16 protein-coding genes are annotated in these 19,103 nt (G+C 67.1%); 9 read left to right on the top strand and 7 right to left on the bottom strand.

The genetic code is table 11. The features are described from left to right. Positions 1–156: 156 nt before the first annotated feature. Entirely contained in the window at positions 157–831 is a 675-nt protein-coding gene (locus tag ASC77_RS21810) for a PaaI family thioesterase (protein ID WP_056157921.1), read from the bottom strand. A gap of 3 nt (positions 832–834) precedes the next feature. Further along, positions 835–2,040: a phenylacetate--CoA ligase family protein gene (locus ASC77_RS21805; RefSeq protein WP_056157918.1), complete on the bottom strand. Its 1,206-nt coding sequence runs from the start codon at positions 2,038–2,040 to the stop codon at positions 835–837. A gap of 239 nt (positions 2,041–2,279) precedes the next feature. Between ASC77_RS21805 and ASC77_RS21800 the strand changes: the two genes are divergently transcribed. From ASC77_RS21800 to ASC77_RS21770, 7 genes are all read left to right on the top strand, one after another. Further along, positions 2,280–3,767, top strand: a complete 1,488-nt coding sequence (locus ASC77_RS21800) for an aldehyde dehydrogenase family protein (RefSeq protein WP_056157915.1) — start codon at positions 2,280–2,282, stop codon at positions 3,765–3,767. Next, positions 3,764–4,981, top strand: coding sequence for an acyl-CoA dehydrogenase family protein (locus ASC77_RS21795; protein WP_056157913.1), 1,218 nt, complete (start codon positions 3,764–3,766; stop codon positions 4,979–4,981). Before ASC77_RS21800 ends, ASC77_RS21795 begins: the two co-directional genes overlap by 4 nt. Further along, on the top strand, positions 4,978–6,024 hold the full coding sequence (locus ASC77_RS21790; RefSeq protein WP_056157911.1) for a phosphotransferase family protein: 1,047 nt from the start codon (positions 4,978–4,980) through the stop codon (positions 6,022–6,024). The genes ASC77_RS21795 and ASC77_RS21790 overlap by 4 nt, the downstream gene beginning before the upstream one ends. Next, a complete protein-coding gene (locus ASC77_RS21785) occupies positions 6,021–6,755 on the top strand; it encodes an SDR family NAD(P)-dependent oxidoreductase (protein ID WP_056157908.1) in 735 nt (244 codons plus the stop codon). Before ASC77_RS21790 ends, ASC77_RS21785 begins: the two co-directional genes overlap by 4 nt. A 192-nt stretch (positions 6,756–6,947) precedes the next feature. Continuing rightward, complete coding sequence (gene dctP / locus ASC77_RS21780) at positions 6,948–8,156, top strand: TRAP transporter substrate-binding protein DctP (RefSeq protein ID WP_156391237.1); 1,209 nt, start codon at positions 6,948–6,950, stop codon at positions 8,154–8,156. A 16-nt stretch (positions 8,157–8,172) separates the two neighbouring features. Continuing rightward, the gene (locus ASC77_RS21775; protein WP_156391236.1) at positions 8,173–8,829 is read left to right on the top strand and encodes a TRAP transporter small permease; all 657 of its coding nucleotides are present in this window, start codon (positions 8,173–8,175) and stop codon (positions 8,827–8,829) included. A gap of 36 nt (positions 8,830–8,865) precedes the next feature. Then, positions 8,866–10,338: a TRAP transporter large permease gene (locus ASC77_RS21770; protein ID WP_082575183.1), complete on the top strand. Its 1,473-nt coding sequence runs from the start codon at positions 8,866–8,868 to the stop codon at positions 10,336–10,338. Between the two features lie 29 nt (positions 10,339–10,367). On the opposite strand, the gene ASC77_RS21765 is transcribed toward ASC77_RS21770, so the two are convergent. Then, positions 10,368–10,970: a TetR/AcrR family transcriptional regulator gene (locus tag ASC77_RS21765; protein WP_056157898.1), complete on the bottom strand. Its 603-nt coding sequence runs from the start codon at positions 10,968–10,970 to the stop codon at positions 10,368–10,370. A gap of 310 nt (positions 10,971–11,280) precedes the next feature. Here ASC77_RS21765 and ASC77_RS21760 point away from each other — a divergent pair, with 310 nt between their 5' ends. Further along, a complete protein-coding gene (locus ASC77_RS21760; RefSeq protein ID WP_056157895.1) occupies positions 11,281–12,081 on the top strand; it encodes an SDR family NAD(P)-dependent oxidoreductase in 801 nt (266 codons plus the stop codon). Between the two features lie 21 nt (positions 12,082–12,102). Here the strand turns inward: ASC77_RS21760 and ASC77_RS21755 are convergent, their stop codons facing one another. The 3 genes from ASC77_RS21755 to ASC77_RS21745 all read right to left on the bottom strand — a co-directional run bounded on the left by ASC77_RS21755 (position 12,103) and on the right by ASC77_RS21745 (position 16,815). Beyond that, positions 12,103–13,131, bottom strand: a complete 1,029-nt coding sequence (locus ASC77_RS21755; RefSeq protein WP_082575179.1) for an NADP-dependent oxidoreductase — start codon at positions 13,129–13,131, stop codon at positions 12,103–12,105. Between the two features lie 68 nt (positions 13,132–13,199). Beyond that, positions 13,200–14,900, bottom strand: coding sequence for a flavin-containing monooxygenase (locus ASC77_RS21750; protein WP_082575177.1), 1,701 nt, complete (start codon positions 14,898–14,900; stop codon positions 13,200–13,202). Positions 14,901–14,937: 37 nt separating this feature from the next. Beyond that, positions 14,938–16,815 (bottom strand): AMP-binding protein, encoded by a 1,878-nt coding sequence (locus ASC77_RS21745; protein ID WP_056157888.1) that lies wholly within the window; start codon positions 16,813–16,815, stop codon positions 14,938–14,940. Between the two features lie 304 nt (positions 16,816–17,119). On the opposite strand from ASC77_RS21745, the gene ASC77_RS21740 reads away from it, so the two are divergent. After that, entirely contained in the window at positions 17,120–18,025 is a 906-nt protein-coding gene (locus tag ASC77_RS21740; protein WP_162249846.1) for an acetyl-CoA hydrolase/transferase C-terminal domain-containing protein, read from the top strand. Positions 18,026–18,078: 53 nt separating this feature from the next. On the opposite strand, the gene ASC77_RS21735 is transcribed toward ASC77_RS21740, so the two are convergent. After that, the gene (locus ASC77_RS21735; protein ID WP_056157883.1) at positions 18,079–19,014 is read right to left on the bottom strand and encodes an aldo/keto reductase; all 936 of its coding nucleotides are present in this window, start codon (positions 19,012–19,014) and stop codon (positions 18,079–18,081) included. Positions 19,015–19,103: the final 89 nt, after the last annotated feature.

The following is a 19,103-nucleotide window of genomic DNA, read 5'->3' as shown; positions in this document are numbered from 1 at the left end:
ATGCCGCACGCCGTGGTCGAATCCTCGCTTCGACGCGCATGGCGGGTTCCCCACGGCTGCCTACCCTCCAGAGTGTGCATGTCGAGGTGTCGGGTCGTGACGAACCATCGGGTCGCGATGTCGGACATCAGGGCCTCCAGAGAGGAATGGCGGGATCTAGGGTGCGCCGTTGCGCAGGGCGACGAACAGGCCGTGGGCGGAAGCGACGACGAAGCCGTCTGGTGCGGTGAGGCGGGCAGAAAGGAAGCGCTTGCGGCCGACCTCTTCGTCGACGGTGGCGTCGAAGAGGTAGTCGACGTACGGCAAGGTCACTCGGTGGTAGTCGGTGCGCAGGTAGGCGGTCCGGCAGGGGACCTCTCGGTTCGCGTTGGAGAGTCGCCCGAGCAGCTCGTCGAACAGCAGGGGCACGATGCCGCCGTGCACGGCCCCTCGGCCGCCAACATGAGACGCGTCGAACCGGACATCGGCTGTGATGACGTTGGTCGCCCAGCTGGTGGTCACGGCTGGTACCAGACCCGGGTGGCCGCGGCCCGGCAGGTCGTACCGGCGCCCGCTGAAACCGTTGCCCGGTTCGACCCCGGACTCACCCAGCGTTGCGGTCACGTCGCGCAGCTGCAGGGTGACAGATCGCATCGTCGACTCGTCCGCCATCGAGGCCGCGAGCGCCTCCCTCGCCTCGCAGAACGCTTCCAACAGGTCGGCGTAGGCGGTGCCGCCGCCGTTGTAGTCGAGATCGTCGATCCAGGGATCGAAGGCGATCGGCTCACCTGGATCGACGGTGCGCGGCTCGTTTGCCGGCGGCAGAACTGCGTCGCTGGTCTGGGCACTCATCTCCTAGACGACCTGCCGCAGGTCGATGAGGAGCTGTTCACCTTCCAACTCTTCGACGAACTCTGCGGTGCAGCTGACCCGGAGTGTCTGACAGACATCTTCCAATGCTGCGGGCCAACCTTCAGGCTCAGAACCGACAACCCGAAGCGTCAGCTCGTCACGACCTCCAGGTCGGGTCACGACGAGCTGGTAAGGCAGAGCCAGTCCGTGGCGCTGGAGCACCCCCTTGATGGAGCCGGGCACGACGAACATCCCCTTGACCTTCGTGATGTCGCCTACCCGTCCGACGATCCGGCCGATCCTGGCCGTCGCCGTTCCACAGGCACATGGCGCCGTCGTGACCTCGTCGATCAGATCGCCGGTTCGCATCCGGATGATCGGCATCGCCCGGCGAGCGGTGTCCGTGACCACGATCTCGGCGGGTCGGTCCGGGCTGGCAGTGGCGACCGGGTCACCCGTCTGGGGATCGATCAGCTCGACGAACAGGTCCTCACGGAGGTGCATACCCGGCTCGAGGCCGCACTCCACGGCCACCGGTCCCACATCGCCGGTGCCGTAGAACTCGCACACCGATACGCCGTACTCACGCAGGATGCGGTCCTTCTCGCGCGGATCGTGCAGCTCGCCCATCACCATCGCACGCTGCAGCGGAAGCTTCTTGCCCTGGTCACGGGCGGTGTCGAGCAGGTGGACCAGGAAGGTGGGGAAGGCGAGGATGCCGGTCACTCCGAGCTGTTCGATGACGTCGATGTGGCGCTGGGTGTCGCCGGCTCCGCCGGGGACGACGGTTGAGCCGATCTTCTCGAGCGCCTTCCCCAGGATCGAGCCGGCGATGACCCAGTTGTAGAGCGTCGTCTGGTCGACCACGTCGGCGGAGGTGAACCCGCCGGCCCTGATCGCGGCTGCAAAGCGCGAGGCCAGCGCGTCGATGTCGCCTGCCGTGAGCGGCACGAACATCGGCCCTGGCGCCACGAAGCACCAAGCGATCTCCTCGGCGGGCACGCCCAGCCGATCGCCGTACGGCGCCCCGGGCGCGACGCCCTCGATGAGGACCTCCTTCGACAGGAGCGGCAGGTCGGTCCACCGCTCTCGTGAGATCTCGATGGAGCCCAGCTCGCGAGCGTAGGCAGGCGTGTTGAACGCGATCTTCGCGATCTCGACCGCCTCCTCGAGGGAGCCGGAGGTGACGTGGTCAGCGAGGTGGGGCATGGGTGAGGCCTCTTCGATCCGACGGAGTGGACACCGTTCAGCGTGCCAGTGACGTTCACCACTGTCAACAGTAGTGTTGAAAGACGTCGAGCGCGCTCATGCGTCCCCGTCCCATTGCTCCGTCTACAGAAGTGTTGACGAGCGGGTATCAGCAACCTAGTCTCGAAATTCGTCGGTGCGACTGTGACCACTTGGCGCCGGAGCGACCGGCCGGCAGGGCACCGGATAGGGGCCTTTCCGTGTCTGCACACCAGTCCTTTGACCACCAGCTCGACGTCGACGTCCCCGCCGCGGACTCGGTGTTCATCGGCGGCGAGTGGAGGGCCGCCACGTCGACCGACACGCTGCCCGTCATCGACCCGGCGACAGAGCAGTTGCTGACGCGCGTCGCCAAGCCGTCGATCGCCGACGCAGATGCAGCCGTCTCGGCCGCGCGTGACGCCTTTGACCGCGGGCCGTGGCCGCGGATGTCTCCGGACGAGCGGATCGACGTCGTCCAGCGCTTCTGCCACGCGATCGAGAGTCGGCTCGACCAGATCGTGCGGGCGGTGGTGCTCGAGTCCGGCGTCACGCTGGCGTACTCCCAGGTCCTCGGGGCCGGCGCCGCGCCCGCGGCGTGGAACGCCTCCCTCGATGCCGCTCGCAAGCTGCCCTGGGAGAGTCGTGATGGCGGCGTCGTGCTGCGTCGCGAGCCCGTCGGAACCGTGCTTGCCGTGCTGACCTACAACGGGCCGGTGTCGCTGGTCGGCATGAAGGTCGTCCCGGCGCTGCTCGCCGGCTGTCCCGTGATCGTCAAGCACGCCCCCGAGAGCCAGCTCAGCGCGCATCTGATCGCAGACGCTGCCCTCGAGGCAGGATTCCCGACCGGGGTGCTGAGCTTCCTCCCCGCCGAGACCGACGTCACCCAGCACCTGGTCTCCCACCCCGGGATCGACATGGTCACGGTCACCGGGAGTCAGGCGATCGCCCGAGACGTCGTCGCCCGGACGTCCCAGCGCCTCGCCAGGACGGCGCTCGAACTCGGCGGTAAGTCCCCGGCCATCGTCGGCGAAGACACCGACGTCGCCGAGGTCATGGCCACCCTCGGCGACGGCGCAACGGCGGGCACCGGCCAGGTCTGTGTACTGCTCTCACGGGTTCTGGTGCCACGGTCCCGGTACGACGAGTTCGCTGACGCGTTCATCGAGTTCCTCGCGAGCCGTCGCCTCGGCGACCCCTTCTCGGCAGACACCGACCTCGGACCCTTGAGTGTCGAACGAGCCCGCGACCGCACGGAGAAGTACGTCGAGGTCGCGATCGCGGACGGCGCCAAGCTCGCAGTCGGCGGGAAGCGCCCGAGCCACCTGCCGCGTGGCTACTACTTCGAGCCGACGCTGTTCACCGACGTCCGGAACGACATGCGCATCGCCCAGGAGGAGGTGTTCGGACCGATCACGACGCTCATCGCCTATGACGACATCGAGGACGCGATCCGGATCGCCAACGACACCGACTACGGGCTGGCCGCTTCGGTCTACATGCGCGACCCGGAGGAGGCGGCGGACGTTGCGCGCAGGATCCGCTCCGGCACCGTCGCCATCAATCAGGCCGGTATGTCGCTGAACCACGCGTTCGGCGGGGTCAAGCAGTCAGGCTGGGGTCGGGAGTGCGGGCCCGAGGGAATCCTCGAGTTCACGGACATCAAGCAGATGCTCCTGCCCTCCGGCGGCAGCTTCCTCTCCGCATGAGCACCCCACTGACCGCGGAGCCAGCGCCCGCACGCAGCGTCGATGAGCTGGTGATCGCCACCCAGCAGTTCATCGCCGACGAGGTCATCCCGTTGGACGACGCCCACGACGGGGACATCGACGCCGCCGGCGGCGAGCCGATCCGGCTCCGACTGCAGGGCAGAGCCCGCACCCTGGGACTGCTCTCGCCCCACGCCCCGGTCGACCTCGGTGGACACGGGCTCACCATGACCGACCGCGCGCCCGTCTTCGAGGCTGCCGGATACTCGCTGTTCGGTCCGATGGCCCTGAACATCAACGCCCCCGATGAGGGCAACGTCCACCTCCTCGACCACGTCGGGTCACCCGAGCAGCGCGAGCGGTACCTCCGGCCACTGGTGACGGGGGAGTGGCGGTCCGCATTCGCGATGACCGAGCCCAGTCCAGGGGCGGGCGCCGACCCGACAGCGCTGCAGACGCGGGCCGTCCGGGCAACTGGCGGCTGGCGGGTCAGCGGCACCAAGCGCTTCATCACCGGCGCCGACGGGGCGGGGTTCTACATCGTCATGGCACGGACGAGCGGCGAACCCGGAGGTCCCGGAGGGGCAACGATGTTCCTTGCGCCAGCGTCGGCCGACGGCATCGTCATCGATCGTCACGTCGACACCATCGATCGATCGATGCTCGGTGGGCACTGCGAGGTCTCGTTCGCTGATGTTTTCGTCCCCGACGCCGACGTGCTCGGAGAAGTCGACGAGGGCTTCCGATACGCCCAGGTGCGGCTCGGTCCGGCGCGCATGACCCACGTGATGCGGTGGCTCGGAGCGGCTGGTCGCGCGCACGAGACCGCCGTCCGGTACGCCGCCGATCGCCGAGCGTTCGGCGCTCGGCTCGCGGACCTGGGCATGGCCCAGCAACTCATCGCCGACAACGAGATCGATCTCGCCGCAACCCGGGCGCTCCTGCTCGCTGCGTGCGCTGAGCTGGACGCCGGCAACCGTGCGTCGAAGGCCACATCGATCGCCAAGACCTTCGCCGCGGAGGCTCTGTACCGGGTGGCCGACCGCTCGACCCAGCTGTGCGGCGGCCTGGGGGTGTCACGGGACCTGCCCGTGGCGAAGATCGCCAGAGAGCTGCGCCCGTTCCGCATCTACGACGGACCGTCCGAGGTGCACCGGTGGTCCATCGCCAAGCAAGCCGTCCGCCGCTACGCCGGCCCCGACGCGTCCGCATGACCACGGTCTCCTCGGCGCCCCACCTGTCGGTCGTGGAGCTGGGCGGTATCGCCCGGGCGATGCGAGCCGAAGGCGTCCCTCTCGGCGGCGACCTGCGCGCAACGCTGATAGCCCGCGGCCGGTCGAACCTCACGTTCAGCCTGACAGATGGAATGCGGACCTGGGTTCTACGAATGCCCCCGCGCACGGGACGGACTCCGTCGGCGCACGACGTCGCACGGGAGTATCGAGTCACCTCGGCGCTCGCTGGCACCGAGGTCCCGGTGCCTCCTACCGTGCTGCTCCACGAGGACGAGTCACTGCTGGGAGGGCCCTTCGTGCTCACCGAGTTCGTGGAGGGTGTCACGATCCAGACAAGGCTGGAGCTGGATCTCGCTGAAGCCCCTGGACCTGCGCTGACTCGAACACTGGTGGGGTCGCTGGCAGCCCTACATCGCGTCGACTACGTGGCAGCCGGTTTGGGTGCCTTCGGCCGCCCGGACGGCTACGCCGCTCGACAGCTCCGGCGTTGGAGCGGCCAATGGGAGATCGTCGGCAGTGCCGAGCACGAGCGCGCTGCGCAAACCTTGCTTGCGCGCCTCCATGCGCAAGTTCCGGAGCAGCGGTCGACCAGCATCGTGCACGGAGACTTCAGGATCGACAACACGATCCTCGACCTGACGAAGCCTGACGACCCGAGGGTGGCGGCGATCGTGGATTGGGAGCTCTCCACGATCGGCGACCCGGTCGCCGACGTGGCGATGATGTGCGCGTACCGGAACGACGCATTCGACCTGATCGTTGGCGAGGCCAGCGCCTGGACGAGCCCGAGGCTGGCGAGCGTGCCCGACATCCTGGGCCAGTACGAGGCCGCCGGCGGAACCTCGCTGGAGAACTGGACGTTCCACCTCGCGCTGGCCTACTTCAAGGTCGCCGTGATCGCCGCAGGGATCGACCATCGGGTCCGCGCCGAAGGGGCGGTGAGAGATGGCCACGGAACTGCCGGCCTGTCGGTGCTCCCTTACCTCGAGCTGGGCATCCGGACGATAGAGGAGCGGCCATGAGATCGGCGTTGATCACTGGAGCGTCCCGCGGCATCGGTCGCGGGATCGCGCTTCAGTTGGCGCAGCAAGGATTCGGGCTCACCGTGACCTCGCGAGACGAGAGTGACCTGGGCTCGCTCGCCGTGCACCTGAGGGAAGCGGGGGCCCAGCAGGTTGTCATGCATGCAGCTGAGCTCAATGCTCGTGACCAGCTCGATGCCGTGGTCCGCACCCACGCCGACACGTTCGGCACGATGCACGCGCTCGTGCTGGCAGCCGGCGTCGGGACAGCGGGACCGGTCGGAGACCTGCCCGACCACCGCGTCGACAAGACGTTCGCCGTGAACGTTGCCGCCACCCTCAAGCTTGTCCAGGCATCGCTTCCGCTCCTTCGCCTTGGCGCTGTGGACGATCCGATACACGGTGCGCGGATCATCGCGCTGGCGTCGATCACCGGTGTCTACGCTGAGGGCGGACTGGCCGCGTATGGCGCATCCAAGGCCGCCGTGCTGTCACTCATGGAGACGATCAACGCCGAGGAGTCGAAGAACGGCGTGATGGCCACCGCGATCGCACCCGGGTACGTCGACACCGACATGTCCGCCTGGGTCGCCGACAAGATCGCTCCTGCGTCGATGATCCAGGTCTCGGACGTCGTCACCGTCGTCACGATGCTGCTCGAGCTGGGCGCGACGACGTCCATGACTCGGCTGGTGATGACCCGATCCGGGAGCGACGGGTACCGCGCCTGACGAAGGCGCATCACACCTGAGTGCGTGGCCGGGTTAGGCGAGGTCCCATCCGGACCAACGTCCGCCTGCGCCCGCGCGGGCTCGCGGCTAGCCCATTTGTGGCCGGTTGCGCCGGTGAGCGCCGCCGCGCGTCAACGTAAGTGTTATTTCCGTCAACTAGACTGTTGACAGGCGCGGAGCCATGCCTCAGAGTTGCTGTGGTCAGCCTCACACCGCGTAGTCCCGGGGACCCGGAGTGAGTCGCCCGAGGGACGTCCTCCGGCCTTTCTGAAAGGGATTGCGATGCTTCGCAGAAGTTGGAAACTCGCTGCCACGGCCGCCGTCGGCGCTCTCGCCGTCACGCTTCTGGCGGCCTGCGGCTCTGGCTCCGAGCAGACGAACGCCAGCGGTTTCACCGAGATCAAGCTGAACTACACGACCCCGCTTCCGAAGACCGCTGCCGTCGAGGGCATGCGGACGAGCTTCTCGGACAAGCTGGCCGACGCCACTGACGGAGCGGTCGAGGTGAACCCGTACTACTCGGACTCGCTCCTCCCGGCGACGGACATGCTCAAGGGCATGCAGGACGGCCGCGTGGACATGGGATATGTCTGCGCCTCGTACTTCCCCGAGCAGCTGCCGCTCTACCAGATCACCGGCCTGCCCTGGCTGACTGATAACGCCGAAGCCGTCGTCGGAGCCCTGGACAAGATGTCGAAGGAGAACGACGCCTTCGCCGCGGAGTTCGAGAAGCAGGGCGTCAAGCCGCTCTTCTTCGTGCCGATCCAGAACGCGGTCATGGTCGGGAAGGAACCGCTCACCTCCGTCGACCAGTTCAAGGGCATGCGGGCGCGCTCCTACTCGTTCCCCGCCGAGATGATCGAGAATGCCGGCGGCGAGCCGGTGTTCCTCTCGTACGCCGAGGTCTACGAAGCGATGTCGCGCGGCACGATCGACGCGGTGTTCCCTTCCACGACGGACAACGCCCTTGATGTCTCCTTGACCGAAGTTGCCAAGCAGTTCGACGACCTCGGTGCCGGCCAGTTCGTCTCCTGCTTCGTCGGCCTCTCCACCAAGGCGTGGGACAAGATGTCGCCGGAGACCCAGGACGAGGTCACCAAGCTTGCCGACGCGGCAACCCCGGAGAACCTCGACGCCTTCGTCGGCCTCGAGGACAAGACGTGCGACCGTCTGAAGGAAGCGGGCGGCACGCTCAGCAAGGTCGACCAGAGCGTCGTCGACGAATGGAAGGAAATGTCGGGCTACGACTCCTTCGAGGGCGACTGGGCGGCTGCTGCCGAGAAGGCGGGCGTCGAGAAGGACGCCGCGGACTCGTTCCTCACCGACTACAAGGCGTCAATCGCCGACCTGTCCGCCAGCAACGACTACGTGAGTGGTCTCACCCGCTGCATGGAGGGATGAGCCGGGGGTGCCGGGTGTGAAGAGCACCCGGCCCCCTTCGCCCCCTCCGCCACACATCAAGGAGCCGACTGTGCAGCAGTCAACTCAGGACCCGATCGTGAACACGTCGACGGACGCAGGCCGTCAGGCCAAGCCAGACGTCCTCCAGACCTCGGCGCGGCGCATCATGCGTGTGCTCGACCTGATCGGCGTCATCGTGTCCGGCGCGCTCGTCGTCTTCCTGATGCTGCTGAGTGTCTTCGACGTGGGCATGCGGCAATGGGGTTCGCGCGGCATCACCGGGACCATCGAGTGGACGGAGGTCCTCCTCGTCATCATGGTTTTCGCGGGCCTGGCCCCAGCCGAGGTCAGCAAGGCGAACATCCGTACCCCGCTGGTGACGAATCGACTTCCGGACAAGTGGGCGCACGGGGTCCGTGCGTTGGCGCAGGCCATTGCAGCGGTCTTCGTCGCGTGGCTTGCCTTCAAGGCACTCACCGAGGCACGACTGGCGCTCGACATCCACGAGCTCAAGATCGGCGTGGTCGAGGTGCCCGTCTGGCCGGCCAAGTTCTCCATCGCCGCCGGCCTGTTCGCGCTCTGCGCCGTCATGATCTGCCGCGTCATCCTCCACCTCGACGACCTGAAGCGCGGTGCACCCGCGCGCGACGAGGAGTTCGAGGGACTGCCGTGACCATCACCTACCGCAAGACCGAAATGAGGGCGCTCGATGAATCCTGAACTCGCCATCGCCTTGTCCGTCGGGCTGTTCCTCGTGCTGATCGTCATCGAGATGCAGATCGCCGTCGCGATCTCCATCGCTGGAACCGTCGGGATCACGCTGATCCTCGGTTCGGACATCGCCAACAGTGCCATCTCGACCATTCCGTACTCGGCCTCGTCGAAGTACGCGCTGTTCGTCATTCCCATGTACATCCTGCTCGGCAGCCTGATCGCCAACGCAGGGATCGGGACCAGGATCTACTCTGCGGTCAACCGGATCGTGCATCGACTGCCGGGCGGTCTGGCTGCCTCCGCTGTCCTCGCCACCTCGATCTTCAGCGGCATCTCGGGCTCGAGCGCGGCTGACGTCGCGACGTTCGGTCGACTCTCTGTTACCGAGATGTCGCGCAACGGCTACTCGCGCAACTACTCGGCGGCAGTCGTCGCCGCGGCGGGCACCTTCGCCGTCCTGATCCCGCCGAGCATCACGGTCGTCATCTACGGGTTCATCGCCGGCGAGAGCGTCGGCGCGATGATCCTCGCTGGAGTCGTCCCTGGCATTCTCGCTGCGGTCGTTCTGACTGGCTATGTCATCACCCGAGCGGTCGTGAGTCCGGCCGGCAGCACCGAGTTCGGTCGACGCGTGCCGCGCGAGACGGTCTCGGAGGCGTCGCCAGCCCTGGCCACGGCGGGCGTTTCGAGCGCGACGTCAGTCACCAGCCGAGGAACGCTCCCGACTCCCGAGACCCCGTCGCTTCCTCCGGCGAGCTCCCAGGGAGGAGCGGGCGCTGCCGCGACCTCCGGTGGGGGTCTGGTCTACGACCTGATGTCGTTGGTGTACGCCGGCATCCTGTTCGCGATCGTCGTCGGAGGGCTCTACTCCGGGATCTTCACTGCGATCGAGGCCGCCGCGATCGGCGCCTTCGTTGCCCTGATCATGGCTGTCGCCATCGAGCGCGGTCGACCCTCGAAGCTGCTCCCGCTCCTCTGGAAGTCCGTACGGGAGACGGTGTCCGTCACCAGCATGATCTTCCTCCTGATCATCGGAGGAACGATCTTCGCGACGGCACTCGCCTACTCCCGGCTCCCAGTCACGATGGTCGAGTGGGCCGCTGACCTTCCGGTTCCGCCGACCGTCGTGATCATCCTGATGCTGCTGATCCTGATCCCGCTCGGGGCAATCCTGGACGGGCTGTCCATCCTGCTACTCACCGTTCCGATCATGGCGCCCGTGGCCACCGGACTCGGCTTCGATGGCGTCTGGTTCGGAATCCTGGTGATCAAGGTCATCGAGGTCGGACTGATCACCCCGCCCGTCGGGATCAATGCGTTCATCATCTCCGGGATCACCGGAATCCCGGCCGAGAAGGTGCTCCGCTCGTTGGTCCCGTTCGTGATCCTCGATCTTTCCTTCACGGCGGTGCTCTTCGCGTTCCCGGACATCGTCATGTGGCTGCCTCGATACGCAGGCCTCGGGTAACCGCGGAGGACGACGGCCTCCGGCGAGGCTCAGCCTCGCCGGACGCCGATGCCGTCGAGGACCATTGCGGTGAAGCCGTCCGCGATCTCCTCCGCGGAGGCACGACCCTCAGGCTTGAACCATCGGTGGCTCCAGCTCACCATCCCGATGACACCGTGGGCGACCAGCCCGGGGGAGAGCTGCGATGAGAGCGAGCCATCGGCCAAGCCCTCCGCGACGACACTCTTGAGCGCGGAGTAGTAGGCGTCGCCGAGGCCGACAAGCTGCGTGCGCCAGTCCTCGACGGCTGCGGCGGCTGCGGGCTTGCGGCCCTGCCGCCGCACCTGGCCCCGGCGACCGAAGTCCTCGGCCACGAAGAGAAACAGGTGCGGGTAGTTCTTCTCGTAGCTGTCCATGAGGAGATGGATGGCCTGGGACAGCTTGTCCGCACCGCTTCCTTCGCCGTTGCGGACCTTCTCGACCGCGTTCACGTTGTCGTGGACGACGTCCTCGACCACGGCCCGGTAGAGATCCTCTTTCGACTCGATGTAGTAGTAGAGAGTCGCGCGATCCAGGCCGGCTCGCTTCGCGATGTCGTTCAGCGAGGCGCCGTCGAGGCCCTGCTCGCGAAAGATGTCAGCGGCCGCGCCCATGAGGCGCCCACGCCGCTCCATGTAGAGAGGACCCTGCTCCTGCGCAGCGGCCTTCCGTCGGCGGCTGATGTCACTTGCCACGGGACCCGTCCTTCCGGTGGTTGGGGAGAGCGGATCGCACACGCAATCCAGAGTCAACGATCTCACCATGAGCCGAAATCAACGGTGAGGTTGACAATCTACGGCGCGTTCCGTTCCCGTGCAACAGAAGTGTTGATAGCGTTGGGGGTCGGCTCCGATGTTCCACCTGCCGACCTCGGACATCGCTTGATCGGCGTGACACACGGAGGTACCTGGGATGGATCCCACGATGACGACCGACCTGCAGAGGATCTCGCTCGCGGGACGTCGGGCGCTGGTGACCGGAGCGGCCGCCGGGATCGGTCGCGAGGTCGCCCTCGAGATGGCGCGGCGCGGTGCCCAGGTCGTCGCTCTCGACCTGCAGCCGGAGCCCCTCGACCTGCTTGTCTCGGAGGCCGCTGGCACCCCAGGGTCGATCGTCTCCTATGTCTGTGACCTCCGAGAGGTCGACGCGTTCGAGGATCTCGTTGCGTGGATGGACAACCAGCTGGGCGGGCTCGACATCCTGGCCAACGTCGCCGGCGTGACTCGGTGGAAGTCGTGGGACGAAGTCACCCTGGACGACTGGGAGGTCATCATGGACGTCGACGCGCGAGCCGTCTTCTTCCTCACGCAGAAGATCGTCCCTCTCATGGCGCGCGGGGGTGGTGGCGCGGTCGTGACGATCTCGTCCGTGTCGGGCAAGGGGTTCCGTGGCACGTCGTCGCCGGCCTATGCGGGGGCGAAGGCGGCCGTCATCTCGATCTCCCGGGTCCTCTCCCACGCGCTGGCGCCCTTCCGGATCCGCGTGAACTGCATCTGTCCTGGCCCCGTCGACACGGGGTTCCTCGCGGAGGGCATGGAGGGATTCGCGGCGCGCAGAGGCTCGACCGATGAGGAGGAGCGGCAGTCCTTCTTGGCCCAGGTCCCGTTGAAGCGCGCTGCGCCGCCGATCGACATCGCTGACCTGGTCTGCTTTCTCGCTGGCGACACCGGGGCCAGCGTCACCGGCCAGGCCTGGAATGTCGACGGTGGGCTGGTCTTCGACTGAGGACTCCCGCGGAACCACGAGTCAGCGGGGGTCGTCCGCCAGCCTGACGATGGTCTTGCCCCGGTTGTGGCCACGCAGCATCTCGATGAACGCGCGGGGGGCGCTCTCGATCCCGTCGTGAAACTCCTCGCGGTACGTGATCAGACCGGCGTCCACCCACGCGCTCATCTCGGCGAGGAACTCCGCGCGCAGCCCGTGGTGGTCGCGCACCAGGAAACCCTTGACGGTCAGGCGTTGGCTCAACAGCCGGAACCAGGGCGGGCCGGGCTCCGGGGAGTCCTGGTTGTACTCACTGATGAGCCCGCACACGACGACCGTGCCGCCGGGAGTGAGCGCCGACCAGACGGCGTCGCGGACCTTGCCCCCGACGTTGTCGAAGTAGAGGTCGATGCCGGCCGGGCATGCTGTCGCGAGGTCGGTGGCCATGCTGCTCGAGCGATGGTCCACGCACGCGGTGGCGCCGTACTCCTCCTCGACCAGTCGGCACTTCTCCTGGCCGCCGGCTATGCCGACCACGCGACAGCCGCGCAAGCGGCCGATCTGCGCGACCAGTGACCCGACCGCTCCGGCAGCGGCCGAGACCACCAGGGTCGAACCTGGCTTGATCGAGCCGAACTGTCGTAGCCCTGCCCAGGCGGTGAAACCGCTCGTCCCGTAGATCCCCAGCGCGCTCGAGGCCGGTCCCAGTCTCGGGTCGAAGACGTCAACGGCGTCACTGCGCGCCACCGAGAGCTCACTCCAGCCGCCGGGTGAGGTGACGATCGTGCCGGCTGGCACTGCCGGGTCGCGCGACTCGGCAACGACTCCGACAGTGGGTGCGTAGATCGTCTCGCCGAGCTCCAGCGGTGCGGCGTACGACTCGCGAGAGCTCATCCGGATTCGTGCCGCGGGGGAGATCCCGACGTGCAGCGTTCGGACGAGCAGCTCTCCGGGCCCTGGTGTCGGCCGCGGCTCCGACAGGACGACGAAGTCCTCCGGCGTCGGTTCGCCGACGGGATGCCTGCGGAGGGCGATCCGGCGGAACGTGTCCGTGGGCGCTGATGATGTCATCGGGTCTCCCTGTCACCTGACTCGCGTACGAATGGCCGGGAGTCGCGACGCTTGTCCGTCTCTCTGACCTACACGCTGGTGGCTTGGGGTGTCGCGGTGAGCTCCTTCGCCGAGGTCATGGCGAAGTTCGGGTAGCCGGCCGCTGCCTCGTCGGCCAGGATGCCGCGATACCGCACGGCGCCTCCGGTGTAGATCATGTGTCGCGGACGGTCGTCGCGGTCCAGGTTGACGTTGTGCCCGTTGAACCAGGAGCGGGTCTTGCTCATCAGGACCTTGGAGTTGATGTCGGCCACGTGATCGAGCCATCGAGCCTCTGCTTCCGCGGTGGGCTCCACGCGGACGATGTCATGGTCGATGAGGTACTGACAGAAGTCGGTCATCCACGCCACGATGTCCTCGATCCCGCGCGGGAAGTTGGCGGCGACCGAGCCGGACTGCGGGCCGACGCAGGTCAGGAGGTTCGGGAAGTCCGTGACCTGGACGCCCATGTAGGTGGTCGGCCCGTCGGCCCACTTCTCCCGGAGCCGGACTCCGTGGTCGCCGACGAAGTCGATGCGGTCGAAGGCCCCTGTCACTGCGTCGAACCCGGTGGCGAATACCAGGACGTCGAGTTCGATGTCCTCGGTCCCCGCGGGGGTCGTGATCCGGACCCCGGTCTCGGTCACCTCCGTGATCGGCTCCACGTTGACGTCGATCAGTCGCACGTTGGGCTGGTTGTAGACCTCGTAGTACTTGGTCTCCAGGGGTACCCGTTTGGTGCCGAACCCGTGGTCCTTCGGAATGAGAACCTCCGCAACCGCTGGGTCCTGCACCCGCGACCGGATCTTGCCCGCGATGAACTCCGAGAGCTCGGCGTTGGCTTCCTCGTCCATCATCGTGTCGCGGTAGTTGCCCAGCCAGATGCCGAAGCCCGGCTGGTCGTAGAGCTCCTCCCAGAGCTTGAGACGTTCCTCGCGGGAGACGTCGGTGCTCACCTCCCGGAGCGGGCGGTGGATGAACCCGTTGGGCGACCGGAAGCACTGCTCGAAGATCGCGTCGTAGTTGCGACGGATCTCTTCCATCTCGTCCTTGGCGAGTGGAGCGTTGTGCAACGGGGCGCACCAGTTGGGGTCGCGTTGGAAGACGGTCAGCTCGCCGACGTCCTTGGCGATGGTCGAGATCACCTGGACGCCGGTCGAGCCGGTACCGACCACTCCCACGCGCTTGCCCTTCACGTCCAGGCCCTCGGACGGCCAGTAGAACGTGTGGATCGCCTCACCGGCGAAGCGTTCCAGCCCCGGCAGCCGTGGAGTGGTGGGGACTGACAGGAGACCCATCGCAGTCATCAGGAAGCGGGTGGTGATCTCTCGACCGTCCTGGGTGCGAACCCGCCACATCGACTGCTCCGCGTCGAAGTGCGCTGCCTCCACCTTGCAGTTGAACTGGATGTGCTGACGCAGCTGGAACTTGTCCGCGACGTACCGCAGGTACTCCAGCGTCTCGCCCTGCGGGGCGAACCGCTCGGTCCAGTCCCACTCGTTCAACAGCTCCTCGGAGAACGAGTACGCGTACGTGTAGCTCTCCGAGTCGAAGCGACAGCCGGGATACCGGTTGCGGAACCACGTGCCGCCGACGTCGCCGTTGAGGTCGAGTGCGGTGACTCGGACGCCGAGCTGCAGCAACCGGTAGAGCTGGTAGAGCCCGCACACGCCACTGCCGATGATGACGAAATCGTAGTCCGGCCCCGTGCTGAGGGACTGCTCGGAGGACTCCACCTGTGATGACTGCATGTCGTAAGCGTATGTGTTGACGCGGGTTCCGTCAACGCTAGTGTTGACGAATCTGGTTGACGTAGCCCTCGAGGTTTCGCGAGGCACCTTCGCCGTCGCGGCCGACGTAGGCACTGAAGGCAACTGGCCCTGCTTCGGAGCGTTCATACATCGCGTCGACGAGCTCGTCGTACCGGTCGACGACGACTGCTCGCCGCAGCTTCAGACTCCGTGTGAGCTCTCCATCGTCGACGGTGAGCGGCTTAGGCAGCACGCCGACGAGCGCGATCCGCTGAGAGCTCGGCAGGGTCTGGTTGAGCTTCTGGACCTCGGCGACGACGAGCGCCTCGATCCGCTGGTCGACGACCATCTCCTGGTACGACGAGGGGTTGTCGGACGAGGACTGCTGACGCTGGACGGCGTCCTCGTTCAGCTGCACCAGGGCGCCGATGCGTGAGTCTTCGCCGTGCCCTCCGATCAACACGAAGTTGCTGAAGTAGGGACTGCTCATGGCCGCGATCTCGATGGGCTGCGGGGCGAATGTCGTGCCGTTGGGCAGGTGCTGGATGTTCGTGATCCGGTCGAGGATGTGAAGTGCGCCGTTCTCGATGACGCCGGCGTCACCACTGCGCAGCCACCCGTCGTCAGTAAGGTCGAGCTTGTTCTTGTCGCCCCAGTAGCCCGCGCACCGGACTCCTGCGAGCACCTGGACCTCCCCGATCTCAGTGATCCGGAGCTGGGTCTGCTCGGCTCCGTACAGGCTGGGGATCGGCGCCCCCACGCTCTCGGAGGGGTCGCCGTCTCTGGTCGACGTGATGATGCCGACCTCGGCGAAGCCGTAGACGTTGCGAATCCTCAGTCCGAGCTGCGCGAAGAACTCGAGGACCTCGGGGCCCAGGGAGCCGCCGGCCGTGACACATCCGGTCACGTGCTCCAGCCCAAGGGTTCGGCGGATCTCGTCACGCCGTCGAACGATCTCGTCGGGATTGCTCAGCAGCTCCTGGGGGAGCGTCGCACGAAGCTCCTCCCACTGCCGCGGCCCGAGGTACTTCATCGTCGCCTCCGAGGTGACGAACTCCGCGTCTGCAGCTGCTGGCGACGAGCTGAAGGCGACGTCGAGCGGCACTGCGGCCGCGAGCGTCAGGCCGTTGTACTGCTCGACCGAGAAGGCGGCCGGAAGGTAGCTCAGGTACCGGGCGAACGGCTGCGCGTCGTACACGAATCGGTAGCGGGCGGCGACGTCGAGCATGTACGCGTTCGATCCGAGCACTCCCTTGGAGACCCCGGTGGTCCCGGACGTGAGGATGACGCACGCGATGTCCTCGAGCGTGCCGGCGTCGATGAGCTCGTCCACGGCGTCGGGCCGGCGCTTCAGGAGCTCCGCCCCCATGCGGCGCAGCTCGCTGAACGTCAGGACGCGCGGGTCCTCGACGATGGGCTCCGTGCCCCACTGGACGATGCGCTCGACGGACAGCGTGTCAGTGGCTTCCAGGAGACGTCCGGTCGCCTCGGAGGAGCCGCTGAACGCGATCGACACCGGGTAGGACTCAAGGGTGACGCGCATCTCGGGCGTCGAGATCGCGCTGAACAGCGGAAAGGCGGTCAGGCCCACCGCCTGGAGCGCGTACTCGGCGATGAAGTGCTCGGGCGAGTTGGGACCCACGACGAATCCGGCCTGTCCGGCCTGGCGGGCGGGTAGCTTTCGCTCGAGCTCGAGGATGCCGGCAGCTGCCTCGACCACCACGGCGTACACCTGTGCCCAGGTCATCGAGTCCCATCGTCCTTGAGACGCCGGCGTCCGGTAGGCGACGCGGTCGCCGAACTCGGCCGCGTTGCGCCGGACCAGCTGCGGCAGCGACGACGGGGCGTGTCCGGCGGCCTCTGTGAACCGCTCATCTGTGCGGGAGTTCGGCAGGGTGGTGGTGGCGTGCGACATCGGTTTCCTCCAGGAGCTAGCTCGATGTCCGCATTGTTACCCGGCTCACAGCCGGCGTCAACAGGTCTGTTGATACGATCGCTTCATGAGGACCGTGTGGTGTGCGGAGGGCCTGTACGAGCCCAGCGACGGCCTGGTCGCCTACCTGCGTCGTTGGCCGGCGACCGCGAGCGATCCGGTCCGGCTGGTGTTCGGGGTGCGTCGTACGGCAGTCCCGGACGAGGTCGTCCGGTCGCCTCATGTGTCCGTCGTCAGCCCCTTACCGGGGAGGGGGCTGCGTGACCTCGAGGTGGAGTACCTCCCCTTGAGCTACTTCGAGCTCTGCGAGGCGATCGCCCGCGGCGAGGTGGGCGTCGACGCGGCCGTCGTGGTCGGCTGCCGCTCTGGCGAAGGCCACGACCTGGGAGTGATCAACGGCTATCTTCAGGCCGTCCTGGACCGTGCGACGGTGGTGGTCGTGGAAGAGCGGAGCCGTCTGCCGCGGGTCACCGGGGCGGCCGTCGCACGCCGAGCCGACCTGCTCGTCCCGGTCGAGGACCCCGTTGCCTATGTGCCGCTCAGTGGTCGACCGGACGAGACCAGTCAGCGGATAGCCCGCAATGTCGCCGACCTCGCACGGGAAGCAAGGGTCCTGATGCTCGGCGTCGGTCGGGTCGCCGAGGCGGTAGCCGACAGCCTGGATCCATCCGGTCGTCTGCGGGTGATCACCGGAGCCGTCGGCGAGAGCACGCTGCAGCTCGCGTCGCGGGGGGTCCTCGACGACCAGGCTCCCATTCAGGCGATGTCCGTGGTCGGTCCGCCGGAGGTCGTTGACTGGGCCTGTGAAGACTCCCGGGTCCAGCTGCTTCCCTCCGCAGTGGTGCACTCGCCGCGCTGGCTCGCGTGCCACGACGGTCTCGTGGTCGTCCTCGGCGGTCTCTCGGTCGACCCGAGTGGAAACCTGAACGCAGAGCGTGCCGGGGCGCGCCAGGTCTCAGGCAGGGGTGGCGCGCCCGACTTCGCCGCAGGCGCCCACGCCAGCCGCGGGGGCCGGGTGATCGTGGCGCTCCCGGCGACGTCGCCGTCCGGAGCGTCGAACCTGAAGGACGCGCTTGATGCCATCACGGTGTCGGGTGCGCTCGTGGACGCCGTCGCGACCGAGCACGGAACAGCTGTGCGTGGGACCGATGAACGCCAGTGGCGCAGGCAGCTGGAGCAGATCTTCCGCTGAGCTCACCGACCGCCGGCAGCGTCGCGAGCGCCACAGGCGTGAGGCGCGCGTCCCTAATATCTCGGCTGTTCCGGAGGCACGATCTCGGCCAGTGCCGTGAGATCGGCACCGCTCAAGGTGACGGTGACGGCGCCCAGGTTCTCGTCGATCCGATGGGTCTTCGTAGTGCCAGGGATCGGGAGGACGTCCTGATCCGTGAGGAGCCACGCGAGTGCGATCTGGGCCGGTGTTGCTTCATGGGCGGACGCGATGCGAGCGATCTCGTCGACGATCCGCTGGTTCTGTGCGAGCGCCTCGGGTGTGAATCGAGGGTTGCGCGAACGGAAGTCCGTCGAATCGAACCTGGTTGCCGCGCTCATCGCCCCGGTCAGGAAGCCTCGTCCCAAAGGCGAGAAGGCGATGAAGGCGGCGTCGTGCTGCCGGCACCACGGCAGCACCTGGTCGAGCGCTCCGCGCTCCCAGATGGAGAGCTCGCTCTGGATGGAGCTGACTGGGTGGATCCGGTGCGCCTCATCGCACTGGTCGACGGTCACCTCGCACAACCCGAGATGCCGAGCCTTGCCTTCGGTCACGAGGTCGCCCATGGCGCCCCACGTCTCTGCCAGCGGCACCTCGGGGTCGGTGCGATGGAGCTGGTAGAGGTCGATGTGGTCGACGCCGAGCCTGCTCAGCGAACCTTCGCACGCAGCTCGGATGTGCTCCGGGCGACCGTTCGGTCGCATGAAGTCCTCGTCGGGGACGAGCCCGCCCTTGGTGCTGATCACGACGTCCTCGCGCCGTCGTCGAAGAACGCGACCGACCAGTTCCTCGTTGGTGTGCGGACCGTAGAAGTCGGACGTATCGAGCAGTCGGACCCCGCTGTCCAACGCGTGGTCAAGCACGCGCTCGGGGTCGTCGGGCTCGCCCGAGGTCGCGGTGTAGCCGAAGGTCAGTCCCATGCACCCGAGCCCGATGTCGCCGACAGCGATGGTGCCGATGTGCCGCGTCATCGTCTAGCTCCGTCCGGTTCCGACGACCTCCTTGGTGCGTCCACTCGACGCTAGAGCCGTCTCGAGCATGCTGTCAACAGTACTGTTGA

It is taken from the genome of Nocardioides sp. Root1257 (genome assembly GCF_001425175.1).
In the GTDB taxonomy this organism is placed as follows: domain Bacteria; phylum Actinomycetota; class Actinomycetes; order Propionibacteriales; family Nocardioidaceae; genus Nocardioides.
The sequence above is the reverse complement of the archived record's forward strand: the minus strand, read 5'-3'. Positions and strand labels throughout refer to the sequence as shown.